18 protein-coding genes are annotated in these 16,812 nt (G+C 31.6%); 8 read left to right on the top strand and 10 right to left on the bottom strand.

Going from position 1 to position 16,812, the window contains the following annotated elements:
* The first annotated feature begins 23 nt into the window (after nucleotides 1-23).
* Nucleotides 24-500 (top strand): nucleoside 2-deoxyribosyltransferase, encoded by a 477-nt coding sequence (locus AAA926_RS05895; protein ID WP_109586793.1) that lies wholly within the window; start codon nucleotides 24-26, stop codon nucleotides 498-500.
* A 714-nt stretch (nucleotides 501-1,214) separates the two neighbouring features.
* Here AAA926_RS05895 and AAA926_RS05890 read toward each other — a convergent pair.
* Nucleotides 1,215-1,307: a putative holin-like toxin gene (locus tag AAA926_RS05890; protein WP_081945322.1), complete on the bottom strand. Its 93-nt coding sequence runs from the start codon at nucleotides 1,305-1,307 to the stop codon at nucleotides 1,215-1,217.
* Between the two features lie 409 nt (nucleotides 1,308-1,716).
* Nucleotides 1,717-2,382: a type 1 glutamine amidotransferase gene (locus tag AAA926_RS05885; protein WP_338212105.1), complete on the bottom strand. Its 666-nt coding sequence runs from the start codon at nucleotides 2,380-2,382 to the stop codon at nucleotides 1,717-1,719.
* Nucleotides 2,383-2,553: 171 nt separating this feature from the next.
* Between AAA926_RS05885 and AAA926_RS05880 the strand changes: the two genes are divergently transcribed.
* Nucleotides 2,554-2,892, top strand: coding sequence for a hypothetical protein (locus AAA926_RS05880; protein WP_265892984.1), 339 nt, complete (start codon nucleotides 2,554-2,556; stop codon nucleotides 2,890-2,892).
* A 46-nt stretch (nucleotides 2,893-2,938) separates the two neighbouring features.
* Here the strand turns inward: AAA926_RS05880 and AAA926_RS05875 are convergent, their stop codons facing one another.
* The 4 genes from AAA926_RS05875 to AAA926_RS05860 form a co-directional block, all read right to left on the bottom strand.
* Nucleotides 2,939-3,301: a hypothetical protein gene (locus AAA926_RS05875; protein WP_265892983.1), complete on the bottom strand. Its 363-nt coding sequence runs from the start codon at nucleotides 3,299-3,301 to the stop codon at nucleotides 2,939-2,941.
* 171 nt (nucleotides 3,302-3,472) lie between these two features.
* Nucleotides 3,473-4,462 carry an HNH endonuclease gene (locus AAA926_RS05870; protein ID WP_338212104.1) on the bottom strand — a complete coding sequence of 330 codons (990 nt, stop codon included), beginning with the start codon at nucleotides 4,460-4,462 and terminating at the stop codon, nucleotides 3,473-3,475.
* Nucleotides 4,463-4,685: 223 nt separating this feature from the next.
* Nucleotides 4,686-4,940, bottom strand: coding sequence for a hypothetical protein (locus AAA926_RS05865; protein ID WP_034978277.1), 255 nt, complete (start codon nucleotides 4,938-4,940; stop codon nucleotides 4,686-4,688).
* A gap of 26 nt (nucleotides 4,941-4,966) precedes the next feature.
* The gene (locus AAA926_RS05860) at nucleotides 4,967-5,230 is read right to left on the bottom strand and encodes a hypothetical protein (RefSeq protein WP_338212103.1); all 264 of its coding nucleotides are present in this window, start codon (nucleotides 5,228-5,230) and stop codon (nucleotides 4,967-4,969) included.
* 201 nt (nucleotides 5,231-5,431) lie between these two features.
* Between AAA926_RS05860 and AAA926_RS05855 the strand changes: the two genes are divergently transcribed.
* From AAA926_RS05855 to AAA926_RS05830, 6 genes are all read left to right on the top strand, one after another.
* Nucleotides 5,432-6,256, top strand: a complete 825-nt coding sequence (locus AAA926_RS05855) for a helix-turn-helix domain-containing protein (RefSeq protein WP_338212102.1) — start codon at nucleotides 5,432-5,434, stop codon at nucleotides 6,254-6,256.
* A 340-nt stretch (nucleotides 6,257-6,596) separates the two neighbouring features.
* Nucleotides 6,597-7,448 carry a DUF4097 family beta strand repeat-containing protein gene (locus AAA926_RS05850; RefSeq protein ID WP_122052973.1) on the top strand — a complete coding sequence of 284 codons (852 nt, stop codon included), beginning with the start codon at nucleotides 6,597-6,599 and terminating at the stop codon, nucleotides 7,446-7,448.
* A gap of 45 nt (nucleotides 7,449-7,493) precedes the next feature.
* Nucleotides 7,494-8,345 carry a DUF4097 family beta strand repeat-containing protein gene (locus AAA926_RS05845; RefSeq protein WP_338212101.1) on the top strand — a complete coding sequence of 284 codons (852 nt, stop codon included), beginning with the start codon at nucleotides 7,494-7,496 and terminating at the stop codon, nucleotides 8,343-8,345.
* Nucleotides 8,346-8,382: 37 nt separating this feature from the next.
* Nucleotides 8,383-9,270: a DUF4097 family beta strand repeat-containing protein gene (locus AAA926_RS05840; RefSeq protein WP_338212100.1), complete on the top strand. Its 888-nt coding sequence runs from the start codon at nucleotides 8,383-8,385 to the stop codon at nucleotides 9,268-9,270.
* 22 nt (nucleotides 9,271-9,292) lie between these two features.
* Nucleotides 9,293-10,240 (top strand): GIN domain-containing protein, encoded by a 948-nt coding sequence (locus tag AAA926_RS05835; protein ID WP_338212099.1) that lies wholly within the window; start codon nucleotides 9,293-9,295, stop codon nucleotides 10,238-10,240.
* Between the two features lie 119 nt (nucleotides 10,241-10,359).
* Nucleotides 10,360-10,659 carry a MazG nucleotide pyrophosphohydrolase domain-containing protein gene (locus AAA926_RS05830; protein ID WP_046332677.1) on the top strand — a complete coding sequence of 100 codons (300 nt, stop codon included), beginning with the start codon at nucleotides 10,360-10,362 and terminating at the stop codon, nucleotides 10,657-10,659.
* Nucleotides 10,660-11,378: 719 nt separating this feature from the next.
* On the opposite strand, the gene AAA926_RS05825 is transcribed toward AAA926_RS05830, so the two are convergent.
* The 4 genes from AAA926_RS05825 to AAA926_RS05810 form a co-directional block, all read right to left on the bottom strand.
* Nucleotides 11,379-13,295 (bottom strand): FtsX-like permease family protein, encoded by a 1,917-nt coding sequence (locus AAA926_RS05825; RefSeq protein WP_338212098.1) that lies wholly within the window; start codon nucleotides 13,293-13,295, stop codon nucleotides 11,379-11,381.
* A gap of 15 nt (nucleotides 13,296-13,310) precedes the next feature.
* Nucleotides 13,311-14,048, bottom strand: coding sequence for an ABC transporter ATP-binding protein (locus tag AAA926_RS05820; RefSeq protein ID WP_338212097.1), 738 nt, complete (start codon nucleotides 14,046-14,048; stop codon nucleotides 13,311-13,313).
* Between the two features lie 301 nt (nucleotides 14,049-14,349).
* Nucleotides 14,350-15,459: an SLAP domain-containing protein gene (locus tag AAA926_RS05815; RefSeq protein ID WP_338212096.1), complete on the bottom strand. Its 1,110-nt coding sequence runs from the start codon at nucleotides 15,457-15,459 to the stop codon at nucleotides 14,350-14,352.
* A gap of 224 nt (nucleotides 15,460-15,683) precedes the next feature.
* Nucleotides 15,684-16,793: an SLAP domain-containing protein gene (locus AAA926_RS05810; protein ID WP_338212095.1), complete on the bottom strand. Its 1,110-nt coding sequence runs from the start codon at nucleotides 16,791-16,793 to the stop codon at nucleotides 15,684-15,686.
* Between the last annotated feature and the right edge of the window lie 19 nt (nucleotides 16,794-16,812).

Raw genomic sequence — 16,812 nt, 5'->3', positions numbered from 1 at the left:
GTTTAATGGTAAGGAGAAATTTTATGACTAAAACAAAAACTGTTTATTTTGGTGCCGGTTGGTTTAACGATAAGCAAAACGATGCTTACAAAAAGGCAATGAAAGCTTTAGAAGAAAACCCAACCATTGACCTGGAAAACAGTTATGTTCCTTTGGATCATCAATACAAAAACATCAGCGTTGAGGAAAATCCTGAATATCTGCGTGATCGTGAATGGGAAACTGCAACTTACCGTGGCGATTTAACCGGTATTAAAGCCAGTGATGTTATGATCGGAGTATATCTACCTGATGAAGAAGATGTAGGTCTTGGTATGGAACTGGGCTATGCTTTATCACAAGGTAAATACATTGTGTTGGTCATCCCTGATGAAGACTACGGCAAACCAATTAATCTAATGAGCTGGGGCGTTTGCGACATTGCCCTTAAAGTGAGTGAATTAAAAGATTTTGATTTTAATAAGCCTCGCTTTGGCTTTTATGATGGTGCTGTTTATTAAACAGAGCTGTGTTTAAGCAAAATTAAATAAGACATATAAAAACCGTTTCTAGCGAAACGGTTTTTGTGTGAGCAAGCTATGATTGTTCAAGGCACTTTAGCTTAGTGCGTAAGATTAACTGCATATTGTTAAATTAATGCTAGCTTTGAAATTTAAAATGTCTTTATTAATATTGCTCTATAATACTTAATTGCACCATAAAGGTATCCATGCTAGAATACATATGTAAGAAAAAGGAAGACTTACGCCATAAGTCTTCCTCACGTAGAGCCGCCACAAAGGACGGTAACTGCGCTTATAATATTTTTTGTTTTACATTAAAACCGCCCAGCTAGTATCTAGGACGGGTTTTTGATGCGATTATTTATCATGATGCTTGTCAATAAAAACCGTTTCTAACGAAACGGTTTTTGTGTGAGCAAGATATGTCTGTTCAAGGCAGTTTTGCTTAGTGCGTAAAATTAACTGCATATTGTTAAATTAATGCTAGCTTTGAAATTTAAAATGCATTGTATTCTTTTACGCTATGAATTCTGCTCTAATACTTAATTGCACCATAAAGGTATTCATGCTAAAATACAGTTGTAAGAAAAAGGAAGACTTACCTCAATAAGCCTTCCTCACGTAGAGCCGCCACAAAGGACGGTAGCTGCGCTTATATTAGTTTTACATTAAAACCGCCCAGCTAGTATCTAGGACGGTTTTTTGATGCGATTATTTATCATGATGCTTGTCAATAAACATTAACAAGGTCAAGATAAACATGCCAAAGTTAAGCATTAAACTTAACGCTTCGGCAGTGCTCATCAACTGCTGCTCCTTTCTTTTGGGAGACTGAAGTATGAATCAAAATTGTTCATAGGCCTCACTTCCTTCATGAAAGCGGCAGCTACCGTCCTTTTAACTTTTCTACGCTAATTAAATTATAACAAACCAATCTCAAATATTAACCAGATTTTAGAAAAATTACCTATAATCATATACACCAGGCCACTAAAATGGTTTGGTTTTTATTTTGAAGGTTATTTCAGTAGTTACAATACTTATTAATGCACGCCCCAAATGCTAATCATGCCTCTGCCATGGTATCTGCCGTTTATAATTTTGAAGTAAGGTCTGCCCCAGCAGATAGTTCGTTTCTCGTAGTATAGCAATTAAAGTTATGGGAACAAATAAAGCGACACTCTTTAAAACAAATTTTCTATATCTAAATTATTTATTCTGTCAAATAATCTAAAATGCGAAACATTGCCCTTTTATTTTCCTTAGGAACAGGATGCTCAATAATTTGCTTAGCTGTTTGTTTCAACACCGAACCGGATAGATATTGCGCGTCGTTGACCACAATTTCTTTGATATTATCTGTTTCTGGTTCTAAATGAAACTGCAAACCAACAGCTTGTTTTCCCAAGACAAAACCCTGATTTTGTAAATTATCATTGGCAAATAAGACCTCAGCTTCTTCTGGTATTTCAAACATCTCTTCATGCCAATGTAATACTTCTAAACTTTCAGGTAAACCGCTAATTAATTTGGACTGCAACTTGACCGGACCCCAGCCCACTTCTTTAACTGGGGCCTTTTTAACCTGATAGCCTAAAGTTTTAACAATTTGTTGTGCACCAAAGCATACTCCTAAAACGGGCTTTTTTTCTTGAAGTAGCTGCTTAATTAACTGACGCTCCTGCTCAATCCATGGCAGATCATCATTTGGACTCATAGGACCGCCTAAAATAACTAGTAAATCTGTTGTGGCAGCAGTAGGCAAAATGCCAAATTGGTAGGGATGATATACATAAAAATCATGCTCATGCAAGTTAGCCCATTCCTGAATTGAACCGGGACCTTCGTTTGGCGTGTGTTGTAATACATTAATTCTCATTATTTTGCTCCTTTTAAAATGATTTAGCATGATAATGTTTTTAATAAAATATTATAATAATGTTTTAATATTATTATAATTTAATGATAAAATCAAATTTAAGTCTATACAGTAAAAAGATTAATTTTTTATTGCGTAGCCTTATTAAATTTAATTTGAAAGGTTCAAATCATGCTGAAATATAAACTTAATCCTAAAATTGCCTTATTTTTAATGGGCATTTTACAATTTTTAATTGGTATTCTTTTTATTTATTATCATAAAGATAAGATAGCTATATATACTTACTTTTTCTTTGGTGTTATATTACTGATAGGCGCTATTTTCATAAAAACCACCCACCCTGTAAAAATTATTCAAAAAGCTAATCTGGATGGCGGAGAAAAGTTTTTCAAGTGCTTATTTTTAGCAACTTTGGCATTTTCGCTTCTAATATTAATTTTTGATAGGAATAATCTAACTTCGTATATTCCACAGATTGATGCATACTTATTTTTTATCCTATTTTAACCTATTGGTTCCAGGAAAAGTAGTAAATAAAAAGTACTGCAACAGCTCAATCAAAACATATAATACTTTTTAATTTCCAATTCCAAAACGAATTGGATTTTTTTTGCATATAAATCCCAACAGCTTTATTTTTGATACTTATAACATAATAGCCCCGTTCTTTAGTTCCACCTTGAAACTCGCTAATTTTCTGGCAGCGATCACTTGCTTTAAGAGAATGTAAAAATTCCGCTGTTTTTCTATTAGTTGCTACCTGGTTAATTTCTCGTGTATCATGATTCCTTATTATGTGATTAACCTGGTATTGTGCTACGTCAGGTACATAATCATTTGATGCCCAATAGTAAAATAAAAAAAGACAAACGGCAACAATACATGTAAATATAACCAATTTTACTTTTCTAATCATAGGCAATCCCTCATTTATAATGTTGAACAAATAATAATTCATTTTATTAAAAAAGCAACATATAAAAATGACTGGCTATCATTCGCATAATGATAGCCAGTCCTTAACTATATATTGATAAGCTATTCTAATTAGTAGAAAAGTTTCCTTTAAATTTTATTAATTTCAAATTTAACTCAGCCAATTATCTATCTTAGATGTTCTAAACATATCCGTTCCCTTAGGATCCAGCGCGTTTTCTATTTCTTTTCCAGATATTTCGTTCCCATTTTCTTTTATTTTCTCAAGCTTATCTTTGTTAACTATATTTATAATGAACTGATACCCACCTTTTTTATTATCCCTATTTACATATTTATTATCTACTTTTTTATAAATGGTAAAGTATTTTCTAAAGCCAAAATTTTTTTGTTCTCTAACTAAGTTATATCTTTCGTCATTATCTATTTTTGCTTTATAAAAGTGATAGCACTCACTTAACCTTCTTATGTATTTTTTTCCTTTCTCCCCGATACATTCCTCAGGATCGCCAAAAATCCTATTAGACTTTTTTTCGTTGCAAGGCTCACAAACTAATGCCCAGTTTTTATAATAATCATTGCCGCCCTCTTTTTTAGGGACAATATGATCTATTTGACTATCAGTAAAACAAAGATCTTTACTACAATAAGCACATTTTCCGTCATATAAGTAATAAACAATTCTTTTTTCTTGTTCATTTAAAGGCGGGGTATTATTAGGAACTTTAAAACCAAACCTGCTGTGATATTCTGCTGCCCCAATAATTTTGCAGCCATTTTCTTTCATTCTATTGAGAATCGTATTTTGATTTTCAAAGTCTGCTTTTTGCATATCTTTTAAGACGTAATCCTCTTCAACAACAATAAGAAGTTTACAATCTGCTTTGGTAGAAAAGTCTTGAATATCTTCAAATACTTGCTTTACATGAGATGCAGTTTGACTTTTACTGGATTTCGTGCATAATATTTCGCCATTATGAGTGGAATATAAATAAGAAGAATTCCTCCCCATATAGCCAATTGCATTAAATTTTGTTAAGTCAATGTCATTAATTTCTTTAATCTTGCTACAAGGTAAACTCGAAAAAGACATATTCCTTAATTTGTGTAGTAAATTAATTTTTTTATTGCACTGAATCATGACTATCACCTGTTCTTAAATTTGGATTATTATTTTGTCACTTTTATAATAGCATATTATTACTATACATGTATTTAAAACGCTTATTTTGATTTTTTATCAAAGTTAAATAGCTTTATTTTTATCATAGAAAAAATGCTTCTTATAATTAGATTACTAATCTATTAATAGAAGCACTTTAACGTTAAAATTCTTATTACAAATTATTTTATGCTTTTAATAACTAATCGTTCAAAGCAACTTTTCTGAATATAAAATATACTGCTGCTAGTGCACATACCTGAACTACTCCAAGAAGAATGCTGACACTGTTTAAAGCAGTAAAATTCTTAAATAGCAAGTAAGATACAACTGGGGGTATAACAATAATTGCAACCGCTACACCCGCAAAAATTTTGTTAAGAGCTTGCAGTTGCTCTCTTCCTGTATATTCCATTCCAGCAAATAATACAAGAAGTAAAACCATAATCCACAACATTTTTTACCTCATAAATACTTTATCGTTTATTTTGTTGATCGACGATCTTTAAACATATAAAAGAAGCCTAACAGAATAAGCAAAACTATTAGAGAATAAAAAGACGGTATAATTTGGCCAAATTGAAAATTATGTATTACTAAGTCATAGGCTAATAAGGCAACGGAGGTTAATATCAACACCATCCCGCGATTAGTTTTAAGAAATTTGATTATTGGTTTATCTTCATAAATTTTACCAAAACACCAACATGCAATGATCAAAGCTGTAGTTGCTATAATTTCAGTCATGTATTATCCTCCTTCCAAACAAATGTATAAAAGACATATTCTTACGTCGTTATATGTAAGATAACGACTTTTTAATCAGCGAAATAAACCAAATATAATTATTGATTTATTTCTAAACTAAGAATAACATTAAATCATTATTAATAATGTGCAAAATCAGCACATTGTTTTAAGAGTAATAAACTTAAAAAGAGTGCAACCATGAGTAATTTTGGCAAAACAATTCATAAACTTAGAACTACACGTAAAATGACCCAGCAAGAATTAGCACAGGATTTGTTTGACCGCAGTACAATTTCTAAAATTGAAAATGCTGAATTATCAACGACTTACGAAAATGAACTTAAATTAATAGAACGATTGGGTCTAAACCCTAATGAGTTTGAATATATTAGTAATGGTTATCATATCAGTACCAAAAATCAGCTATTGCATCGGTTTTTAAACCTTGACGGCAGCATTGATCAAGACGAAATAAAAAATTTGCTAGAGGATTGCCTTTGGGTCAAAAACGATAATGATATTAAACGTATTGCCATTATCCTTAAATCCCTATTATTAGTTGATAAACCAAAGGGATATACTCATGCACAAGAACTTGTTCAACCAATCTGGTTCGACTCCCTTAGTGATCTCCAAGTTTTCACAGTTACAGATATTACAATCCTTAATTCCATCTTATTTGCTTTTGATTATCGAACAGCAAACGAAATTATTGCCAAGATTATTGCAAATATAGACAATCATTATCCGTTTATGAAAACTCTGAAAACCAATACGCTAATTAATCAGGCAATAATACAAATGACGCATCACAAATTTAAGTTAGCTGTCACTACTTTAAATAGTTTAAAACCTTTATTAAAGAGTCTAAGACAGTATGATAAACTACTTGTTGTTAATGCTCGAATTGCAATTTGTCAAAAGCACAAATTAGAAGCACTAGAACAGATTAGTTTATTAGAAAAAATTGGTTCTGATAATTTAGCAAGGCATTTAAAACAGGAAATCGCAGAGTTTTTTTAAATAAAAACATTAATGCCCACTTCTAATGTTACTAACAAAAGCCATCTAAAAATAAACCTTTGAAATTTCAAAGGTTTATTTTTTATCTTAAAAAGTTAATGGCACAGTAGCTAATCGTCATCAAAATGAAACATACCTTTTTTTATTTACTATTGCCTATCACCTAAAAAATCTAATATCATATATTGTATAATATATGTGAAGATAGTATAATACTGTTAATAATAAACAAGCAAAATTTTTATTATTAAAAAATAGAATATGTTTTCATACTATCGTAATTGATTTAACTAACTATTGAAAGTCAGCTCGTTTAAATTAAAATGAGGGGGTAATTATAATGAAAAAGATTTTTAAAATTGGCATTTTTTGTGGAATTGTTGGTTTTCTTACATTCGCAGGTTTGAAAATAGATAGTGCCTTACAAAAGCCTCAAGTAGCAGAAGCCAAAACTAATCAAACTACCAAAAGAGTTTACACAGTTAAAAAATTTAATAAAATTAAATTTTCTTCTTACAGACCCAATACTATTGTTACTTTAGGTAACAAATACCAGGTCAAAATTAAAGCTAAACGTGGTGGAAATGCACAAAAAATTAAAACCAAAGTAAAAAATAAGCAACTGACTATTTATGATAAGTCAGAAAAGCACTTTAAGGATGGCTATTATGAAGTCACTGTTACTGTACCAAGTAAAAACGCTTTGAAAAAGGTATCAGGATATTTACGAGGAGGTTCCGTGTATTTAGAGAAGTTAAATGTCCCAGTAATAAATCTTAAGTCAAACATTGCTTATTTAGCTCTGGATCATATTTCTTCTCAAAACGTTAAGTTAAAGATTAAACATCAAGTTTTAGACATAATGGATTCAAATTTACAAAATTCTTCCATTAACATTGGCAAAGGCAATATAGCTTTTAACGATAGCAAGATCAAAACTAAAGTATTCATTGCCAAAGGCGGCATGCTTATTAATGATTGTACTTTCTTGGGTGATAGCTCGTTTACTCTTAACAAAGGAGTATTTTCGATGACCGGTGCGCCAAAAATCAGTTATGATTTGCGCGTTGATCCTAAACATAAAATTGTAACGGATACTAAAGATCATCGTAATCGGCTTCTTATATCCGTACCAAACAAGCCAACCGTTAAAGTAACCAGCAAAAATGCAAATATAGAATTTTTTAAATAAGCTTTACTTGTTTAAATTTAATATAAGTATATTAAGGAAATAAAAATGAAAAAGATTTTTAAAATTGGCATTTTTTGTGGAATTGTTGGTCTTCTTATTTTCGCAGGTTTGAAAATAAATAGTGCTTTGCCAAAGAATCAAGTTACAGAAGCTCAAACCAATCAAATTACCAAAAGAGTTTACACAGTTAAAAAATTTGATAAAATTAAATTTTCTTCTTACAGACCTAATACTGATGTTACTTTGGGTAACAAATACCAAGTCAAAATTAAAGCAAAACGTGGTGGAAATGCACAAAAAATCAAAACCAAAGTTAAAAATAAGCAACTGACTATTTATGATGAACCGGAAAAACACTTCAATGATGGCTATTATGAAGTAACTGTTACTGTACCAAGTAAGAATGCTTTGAAAAAGGTATCGGGATATTTACGAGGAGGCTCCATATATTTAGAGAAGCTAAATATACCAGTAATAAATCTCAAATCAAACATTGCTTATTTTGCCTTTGATCATGTCTCTTCTCAAAATGTTAAGTTAAAAATAAAACATGAAGTTTCAGACATAATGGATTCGAATTTAAAGAATTGTTCTATTAATATCGGTAAAGGTAATATGACTATTGATGACAGTAAAATCAAAGCTAAAGTGCACATTAGCAAGGGTGGCATGACAGTTGTTGGCAGCACTTTCATGGGTGATAGTTCCTTCACTCTTAATAAAGGATTATTTTTGATGACAGATGCTCCTAAAATAAGTTATGACCTGCGCGTTGATCCTAAGCATAAAATTGAAACTGACAATAAAGATTATCATAAACATCTATCTATTATCGTACCGAACAAACCAACTGTTAAGGTAATTAGTAAAAATGCAAATATAGAATTTTATAGATAGATTCAGTTTGTTTTAATTAGAAATGAAGAAATTAACTATGAAAAGATTATATAAATTAGGCAGCTTTTTAGGAATCGCCGGATTATTGGTGCTCATTGGCTATAAGGCAAGTAATTTCCTACAAAATTCTCAGTATCAAGATGACAAAGTCGTTTTTGCCAAAAAGTCAAGATCTCAAAATAAAGTCAACAAAAGTTTTAATGTTAAAGATTTTGATCAAGTCAAACTTAACACTAATAGGCCTGATATCAAATTCGTTGTAGGTAAGACTTTTAGTGTACAAGCCAACGGAACTAACAGAGCTCATATTGAGCTTACCAGAGTCAGCGTTAAAAACAGAAAACTAACTATCTATGACAAACCTACCGGTCATCATAATTATGGCGGATATACAGTTACCATAACGGTTCCTAATAAGAACTCTATAAATAAGGTTACTGGGAATTGTGATATCAGTGATATCTACTTCAACGGTTTGAATATTCCAAGTGTTGATGTCAAAACAGGCTATGGCGATGTTATCCTTAATCACGTCAACTCTGAAAATGTTAGTGTCAAGCAAACAAATGGTGACTTGAAAGTCTTAAATTCAACAATTAAAAATAGTACAGTTAAATTAAGCGTTGGAGATTTAATAATTAAAAATAGTAAATTCAAAACAAAGGCCAATTTAGCTTTAGCACCTGACTTCAAATATAGTAGTGTCAAAATTCAAAATTCCAGCCTTTTAGGAAATAGTTCAATTAATTTGGCTATAGGTGACTTTGTTATGACGGGTGCTCCGAAAATCAGTTATGATTTGACAACTAAACCAAAAGGTAAAATCAAATTTCAAAGCAGACATTACACTCATCAATTTTCTAAGACTGTTCCTGATCAACCACTTCTTAAAGTTAACAGCAGAGGAAATATTAAAATAGATTAATTAAAATGAAGGTAAATTAGAAATGAAAAAGTTTTATCAAATATGTGGCAGTATCGCTACTTTAGCAGCTCTTCTTTTTGTAGTTGGCAAAGCAAACAACAATTTTTCGAAAACTGGAATCGTTGATGCAAAAGCCAGTAAAACTACAAGAACAAATAGTTACAAAGCAGTTGTCACAACAACTAAGAAAGGCAAAATCAAAAAAACTTATGCTGTTCCTCAATTTAACAGAATTAAGCTTGCCTGTTACAGACCAGATGTAGTCGTTGATTTGGGCAAAAAATTTAAAATCACTGTTATAGGAGAAAAAGGAGCCGATGTTAATAAAATTAATACAAAAGTGGACAACAATCAGCTTACTGTTTATGATGAACCCGAATATAAATGCAACGATGGTGACTATCAAATAAATATTACCGTTCCCCACAAAAATAGCGTAAAAGAAATAACTGGTTTCAATTATGAATATGGTGTCATAATAGATAAATTGAATATTCCCAGTATTAATTTAAGCTCAACTGCAGGATCCCTTTTTATTTCAGATGTTAAAGCAAATAATGTGACCTTTACAGTTAAAAACTATGACGCCAAACAAAATCATGACAAGGATAATGAATGCATAGATGTCTTTGATTCTAAATTAAAAAACAGTAATTTCAATGTAAATAAAGGAAACATTTATATTTATAGTAGTAAGCTAAAAACTAATACTTTTATCAATCATGGCAATTTTAATTTTGGCAGCAGTAAAGCTATTGGCCACAGCACAATCGATCTAAATACCGGTAATTTTAGTATGTTCGATATGTTTGATTTGCCAAAAATCAATTGTGACCTTACAACTGATTCTACACAAAAAATCAAAGTCGGTAAAAAATACTATTCTCATCATTTTTCTACTTCTTCCCAAGCAAACCCATTGCTTAAAGTTACCAGTAAAACTGGCAAAATTTCAATATCTAAGGATTAAGCTATATAGTCTAGCGTCAAAACTCACACAGTAAAATTAATCAACTCAATTTGATATTCATTGCACCTATTTACAAACTAAATATAAAATAGAATAAAATCAGAATTTAGGAGACCAAATTGATCATAGATACTAAGAAACTGCAAAAAGCAGTCATGGAAAATAAGAAAAAACACGGTTTCAATACCACGGATATTGAGTTCGAATTATTACGATTACATGGAGAAGCTAATGAGTTATTTGAAGCCTGTCGCAAAAATGATAAACAAAACATTAATGAAGAATTAGCGGATGTGGGAATATTCTTATTAGGCATTGCGGAAATGCTTGACAGTGATTTGGGCGAAGACATTGTTAATAAAATGAAAATAAACGAAAAAAGAAAATACAAAAACGGTGTTAAACGCAGTCATCATTAATTAGGAAGCAATTAAAAATTTTGTTGCTTTTTTAATTATCAGGGTTTAATATATCCAAATATAATATAAATACCATCTTTGATATCAAGTTATATACAAGATTATTTGATAATAGAGAAAGCGTCATAATGTTATGGTTTTAAAAAACTTATCTTATAAAACTAAACATATAATATCTGGTTTTATACAAATTCTGCTAGGCCTCTTTGCAATTTTTGTTTTAAAACACAAATTTTATGTCATAGTCATATTTTTAATTCTTGCTCTCTTGGATTTTGCAAATGTTCTTTTTGAAAAGGATCCAGCCGATAAACCTAAAAAATATTCTGAAAAAGTCTATAGGAATAGGCAGATATTTTCGACTTGCGCAGGTTTAGTTTTGCTTTTTATGGCTCTAATAGAACTTATAGATAACCCGAGAAGTGGCTTAGGTCTTGTCTATATGGAATCCGGCCTGCTATGCGTACTATTCCCCTAATAAACATTTAGAAATAGCTATTTTAGAAAAATGCAGTCTTGACTGAATAGTCTTGAAGAATTATTTTTTATAGACCAACAAAAAGACATTGAGTTTAATGCTCAACGCCTTTTTCATATACATTTCTTCTTAGTCTTGACACTGGTTTTTTTGCATCTTAAATGGATCTATGTATAAAATTTGTGAGTCTGCCCTTCTTTATATGATTAATAATCTAATTTTTTAAATTATTTCGTTCTATTTATATTTCCAATAGCACTTTAGTTTTATGGTATGAAAAAATGTAGATTAATCCATAAACTATTAAAAATAGTAAATATGTTTCAATAATTGGCTTCCCCACAATTTGAAAGCTTCCTATGAGTTCCACAACATCATTTTCCAAGAAACTGTATCTAAAGCCAATAAAAGCTATTAGTCCATTTAATAGGCCCATCACTGCGGGAGGAACGAAAAGCAATAAATTACTAGCACTAGCTATTTTTTTCAATTGTTTTCTACTATAACCAATATTATCTAAAAATCTAAACTCGTCAGTTACTTCTATAGTTTCCATTAAAGTAGTAAAGTAAAGAATACAACCGATAAAGACAAAAAATAACACAGAAATGAAAGCTTCCATTAAAAATGTTGCACTATTATTGTCAACCGCATCTTTATTCTTTTTATAAGCGCTTAAAAACCTAATGTTCATATGCTTAATATCTTGATAAAGCTGCTTGTTATCTCGTAGATTAGGCCCATTAACCGTATAAACCATTTTAGCTGAATGATGTTTACTTATTTTTTTAAAGTCTTGATTGTTCAGCACTATATATGCATAGCCATATCCAGCATTCATAGGCCACATGTGCATTTCTTTTAAATTAAGCTTGATACTATTAATATTTACCTTCCGCCAAGATTTGTTTGGCTTATAAAAGGCATAAATATATCCAGTTCCCTTAGTAAATGCAAGGTTTGGGACTTGCTTATTACCTTGTAATTTAAACAGCTCTTGATAATCCTGTTTATTAATAACTTTGCATTTTTTGGTTGACTGCTTTTTGTTTACCATTATTGGTTTATCAGAAATCAGTTTAATTACCTTTGTTGCTTTAAATTTACCATCATATTTTCTAGTTATTTGTTTTACCTTGGTTACTTGATTAGGTTCAAGTTTCTGATTAATTTCAATAGCCGAAGGTATAGTTTTCATAAACGAAGCTTTTGGATAAGTTAAAAGCATGAAAGTCGTGCTGGCAAGACCAATAACAGCTGAAATAACTAAGGACAGTACAACCAATAAATTTGATTTAGTTTTTAGTTTAAACAGTGATTCTGGTAAAAAGATATTGTTTGTCGGTCGGTACAACTGACGGTGATTATTAATTTTCCGATTAATAAAATAAGCCAAAGTGCTTTTGATAATTAAGAATGTGCCAATTATTACCAATACTAATGAAATCATTGCCATTGGCGCAAAACCAATTTTAACCCATAAAGATTGTTGCTGTTTAACGAGATCTAAAACTAAGAAATAGGCTGTTAATAACGAAACTATTCCTAAATAAGCTGTCCAGGACTTGGTTTTGACTACTTTTTCGCTAACTTGATTTAAATTAGAAATATTTAAGATAGATAAGCGCTTAATCAAATGGTAATTATCAAAAAAGATAACTAACAACATAAAAATTGAAAGTACTACTGTAATTATGAATGGTGACAAGGTGAAATGTGTTAAATATGGTATATCAAGCTTTAAAGCTACAATCAAAAGTACTTTTATTAAACTATAAAACAAGATACTAATAAGCATTCCAACAAAGCAGGCAATTCCAATAATAATGGTGTTTTCTGTCATTAAAATCGAAGTAATGTTCTTCTTTGACATACCCAGCATTGAATAAATTCCCAGCTCTTCAGCACGTTGCTTTAAGAAAAAGCGGTTAAAGTAAATAATAAAGAAGATTGTAAATAAGGTAAACAATACCGAAGTAACATAAGACATGAACTCCACTTTGGCTGAGCTCGATAAAGAATCTGCAATTACATGGTCCTTGGCGAAAATTTGCAGAGTGTTGAATAATCCTAGAATTAAAGAAAGCGATATAAAATAATTTCGGTATAGGCCAAAACTATTTTTGATATTATTTTTAGCTATTACTTTGTAATTCATAATTAATTTCACCCCCTATGCTTCTACTTCGGCTAATTTCCTTGCTAGCTCCCGTTGAAAGGCATCATTGCTATCTTTTTTAACGATTTGGTCAACAATTTTGCCATCTTTTAGAAAAATAACTTTATTAGCGTAACTAGCTGCTAAGCTATCATGAGTAACCATTAAGATAGAAGTATGAAATTTTTGATTTACTTTTGCTAAATACTCCATGATTAATTTTGCTGCTTTTGAATCTAATGCTCCTGTTGGTTCATCAGCTAATAATAGTGCGGGATTTTTAATGATGGCTCTAATAATTGCTACACGCTGTTTTTGACCACCCGATAAAGTAACGGGGTATTTTTCAAGTTGATTACTTAATCTAAAATATTCAGCTAATTTATCAATCTTTTGATCTATTTCTTGGTCATCCTTACCCAGTAATGACATAGGAACGGCAATGTTTTGTCTTACCGTTAAGCTTTTTAATAAACGATAGTTTTGAAAAACAAAGCCTAATTTTGTCTTGCGAAAGTTGGCAGCTTCATCATCAGATAATTTTGAAATTTCATGGCCATCAACATAAATTTTGCCACCAGAAGCTGTGTCTAAAGTCGAAATCATATTAAGCAGAGTAGTTTTGCCTGAACCAGACGCACCCATGATTGCCACAAATTCGCCAAAGTTAATTCCAAAGCTAATACCTGATATTGCCTGATATTGTTTTTCATAAATTTTAGTAACATTACTTACTTGCAAAATTTCAGCCATAGCTAATCCTCACTTTCTGTTCCTTTGTACTATTCATCTAGTACACTAGATCTAATAAAAAGCGTTGTCAATAAGTACAATTAAAAAGATGACTAAATTTTAAAAAGCTTTACTTTGAATCATTAAAAATTTAAAAAAGGTTCAAAATTAATTTGATGAATGTATCGAAATTGAGTTAATTTTGGGATATATTAATACTAAATTTATCAACAAGTATTCACAGCAATACAAATAAAAATGCACCCAATAGCTGATTTTTACTATTAGGTGCATTTAAATTATTTAGTTCTCTTAAAATTATTTATTTGGCCGTCTTTGGCTTAGCATTTTGCTGTGCTTCTTCTGCTGTATTAATTGGGCTTAATTTGACACCAGCAATAAATCTAACATCACTCGCTTTTACATAGCCGTCACCAACATCAATTGAATCTGGTCCTTTACCACCTGGTAGGTCAGAGGCATAAAACTCATGACCTTTTAAATGGTAAAACAGTTCTGCTTTATTTTCAGCTGGCACCCAAATGTAAAGCAATTTATCTACCTTTAAATTTCCGCCTTGTTTCCTAATTCTTTGTCCTTTGTGATCTTGCTTGGTGCCATCGGCATTATAGACATCTGTATCTTGATAAAATCTAATATAAGAATAGTGCTCATAATCATAGTAATGAGAAGGCAAATCTTTCTTAACTTTAACGTCTAGGCAATACAGCCAATTATTCGTCCCTTTAATACGATAAATAACTGCATTTGGTATAGCCAATTGGCTAATTTCTTCAGCGTATCCTTGTTCTTCAGCACGATCGACTACGAAGGTAGTGCCTTTTTTTGCCTTTTTAGTAGTTTTAAGACCATTATTGATCTCATAAATTGGAGCACCACCATCTCTTGTTACTGTTGCGATCGTTTCTTCGGTGTTTGAAGCGGTGATTTTGCCCAAGTTGCTGGCTCTTACATATTGCTTTGCGGGACCACCAATGCGGTAATAGCGCAGACCGTTCTTAAACTTCACAGTACCGCCATAAGTTGTAATAGAAGCTCCCTTTCGAATTAAGCAGTAGTTAGCCCTGCGTGAGCTGGTAGCGTAAACATAGGAATTATGCTTAACTGCACGTTTAACACCGTCAATGTTATTAGCTTTGATAAATTGTTTTTTACCGCTAATTCTATAATATGGTGCGTATGGTTCAAAATCTAAGATAACAGGTTTTTTATCAACTTCAATTCGGCGAAAAGCTAGATACTTAGCATCTGCCTTTTGTCCGTTCTCATCGTATGCTTGTGATGTATACATAACGGTTCTTATAGTGCTGGGAATCTTTGCTTGAACAGTATGGGCTTGATAATTAAATGTCCAAATTGCAGTAAGTCCTAAAAAACCAGCTGCTAAATAATGAGTAAGTTTCTTATTCATATTTTTTAACCTCTCTTCTCAAAAAAATGCTATCTCTATTTTTGATTCTCTAATTTCTGCAATCAAAACAAGAAATTATATAATTTCATTCTGTACCTTTCTTAGTGATTAATGAAGGTAAAAAATGATGAATTAAATTAGGCAAATATCTTAATAAAAAATGCATCCAATAGCTGGCTTTTACTATTAGGTGCATTTAAATTATTTAGTTCTCATAAAATAATTTATTTGGTCGTTTTTTGCTTAACAGCTTGACTTGCTTCTTCAGCTGTGTTGATCGGGCTTAGTTTTACGCCGTCAATAAATCTAACATCACTCGCTTTGACATAGCTATCACCAAAATCTACTTCACTACCGCCACTTCCGTCTGGCTTATTAGTGGCATAAAACCAATGACCCTTCATATGATAAAACAGTTCGGCTTTATTTTCGGCTGGTACCCAAATATAAAGCAATTTATCTACCTTTATATTACCTCCCTGTTTCCTGATTCTTTGTCCATCATTATCTTGCTTGGTGCCATCAGCATTATAGACGTCTGTATCTTGATAAAATCTAATATAAGAATAATGCTCAGAGTTATAAAAATGATGCGGAAGCTCTTTTTTAACTTTAACGTCTAGGCAATTGAGCCAATTATTCGTCCCTTTAATACGATAAATAACTGCATTTGGTATAGCCATATTGGTTATATCGTCGGCATATCCTTCTTCTTGAGCTCGGTCGACTATAAAAGTAGTACCTTTTTTAGCCTTTTTAGTAGTTTTGAGACCATTATTGATCTCATAAATTGGAGTCCCACCGTCTTTTGTCACTGTTGCGATAGTTTCTTCAGTGTTTGAAGCAGTGATTTTGCCCAAGTTGCCGGCTCTCACATATTGTTTTGCAGGACCACCAATGCGGTAGTAGCGCAAACCATTCTTAAACTTGACGGTACCACCATAAGTTGTAATTGAGGTTCCTTTCCGAATTAGGCGGTAGTCAGCCCTGCGTGAACTGGTAGCATAAACATAAGAGTTACGTTTGACCTTGCGTTTAACGCCATCGATATTATTAGCTTTGATATATTGTTTTTTCCCGCTAATTTTATAGTATGGGGCATAGGGCTTGAAAGTTAAGATTAATGGTCTTTTTTCAACTTTGACCTGATGAAAAGCTGGATACTTAGCTTCAACCTTCCGTCCATCCTCATCGTATGCTTGTGATGTATACATAACTGTTCTTATAGCACTAGGAATCTTTGCCTGAACAGTATGGGCTTGATGATTAAATGTCCAAATAGTTGTTAAGCCTAAAAAACCAGCTGCTAAATAATGAGTAAGTTTCTTATTCATGTACTTTAACCTCTCTTCT

This window comes from Lactobacillus juensis (genome assembly GCF_036246285.1).
GTDB lineage: Bacteria > Bacillota > Bacilli > Lactobacillales > Lactobacillaceae > Lactobacillus > Lactobacillus juensis.
The sequence above is the reverse complement of the archived record's forward strand: the minus strand, read 5'-3'. Positions and strand labels throughout refer to the sequence as shown.

Coding starts and splice junctions, on each gene's coding strand:
- AAA926_RS05860 (WP_338212103.1), bottom strand. CDS start 5,230: ATGACTGAAATTATAGCAACTACAGCTTTGATCATTGCATGTTGGTGT.
- AAA926_RS05825 (WP_338212098.1), bottom strand. CDS start 13,295: ATGAATTACAAAGTAATAGCTAAAAATAATATCAAAAATAGTTTTGGC.
- AAA926_RS05855 (WP_338212102.1), top strand. CDS start 5,432: ATGAGTAATTTTGGCAAAACAATTCATAAACTTAGAACTACACGTAAA.
- AAA926_RS05875 (WP_265892983.1), bottom strand. CDS start 3,301: ATGATTAGAAAAGTAAAATTGGTTATATTTACATGTATTGTTGCCGTT.
- AAA926_RS05890 (WP_081945322.1), bottom strand. CDS start 1,307: ATGAGCACTGCCGAAGCGTTAAGTTTAATGCTTAACTTTGGCATGTTT.
- AAA926_RS05845 (WP_338212101.1), top strand. CDS start 7,494: ATGAAAAAGATTTTTAAAATTGGCATTTTTTGTGGAATTGTTGGTCTT.
- AAA926_RS05865 (WP_034978277.1), bottom strand. CDS start 4,940: ATGTTGTGGATTATGGTTTTACTTCTTGTATTATTTGCTGGAATGGAA.
- AAA926_RS05810 (WP_338212095.1), bottom strand. CDS start 16,793: ATGAATAAGAAACTTACTCATTATTTAGCAGCTGGTTTTTTAGGCTTA.
- AAA926_RS05885 (WP_338212105.1), bottom strand. CDS start 2,382: ATGAGAATTAATGTATTACAACACACGCCAAACGAAGGTCCCGGTTCA.
- AAA926_RS05870 (WP_338212104.1), bottom strand. CDS start 4,462: ATGATTCAGTGCAATAAAAAAATTAATTTACTACACAAATTAAGGAAT.
- AAA926_RS05815 (WP_338212096.1), bottom strand. CDS start 15,459: ATGAATAAGAAACTTACTCATTATTTAGCAGCTGGTTTTTTAGGACTT.
- AAA926_RS05895 (WP_109586793.1), top strand. CDS start 24: ATGACTAAAACAAAAACTGTTTATTTTGGTGCCGGTTGGTTTAACGAT.
- AAA926_RS05880 (WP_265892984.1), top strand. CDS start 2,554: ATGCTGAAATATAAACTTAATCCTAAAATTGCCTTATTTTTAATGGGC.
- AAA926_RS05840 (WP_338212100.1), top strand. CDS start 8,383: ATGAAAAGATTATATAAATTAGGCAGCTTTTTAGGAATCGCCGGATTA.
- AAA926_RS05835 (WP_338212099.1), top strand. CDS start 9,293: ATGAAAAAGTTTTATCAAATATGTGGCAGTATCGCTACTTTAGCAGCT.
- AAA926_RS05850 (WP_122052973.1), top strand. CDS start 6,597: ATGAAAAAGATTTTTAAAATTGGCATTTTTTGTGGAATTGTTGGTTTT.
- AAA926_RS05820 (WP_338212097.1), bottom strand. CDS start 14,048: ATGGCTGAAATTTTGCAAGTAAGTAATGTTACTAAAATTTATGAAAAA.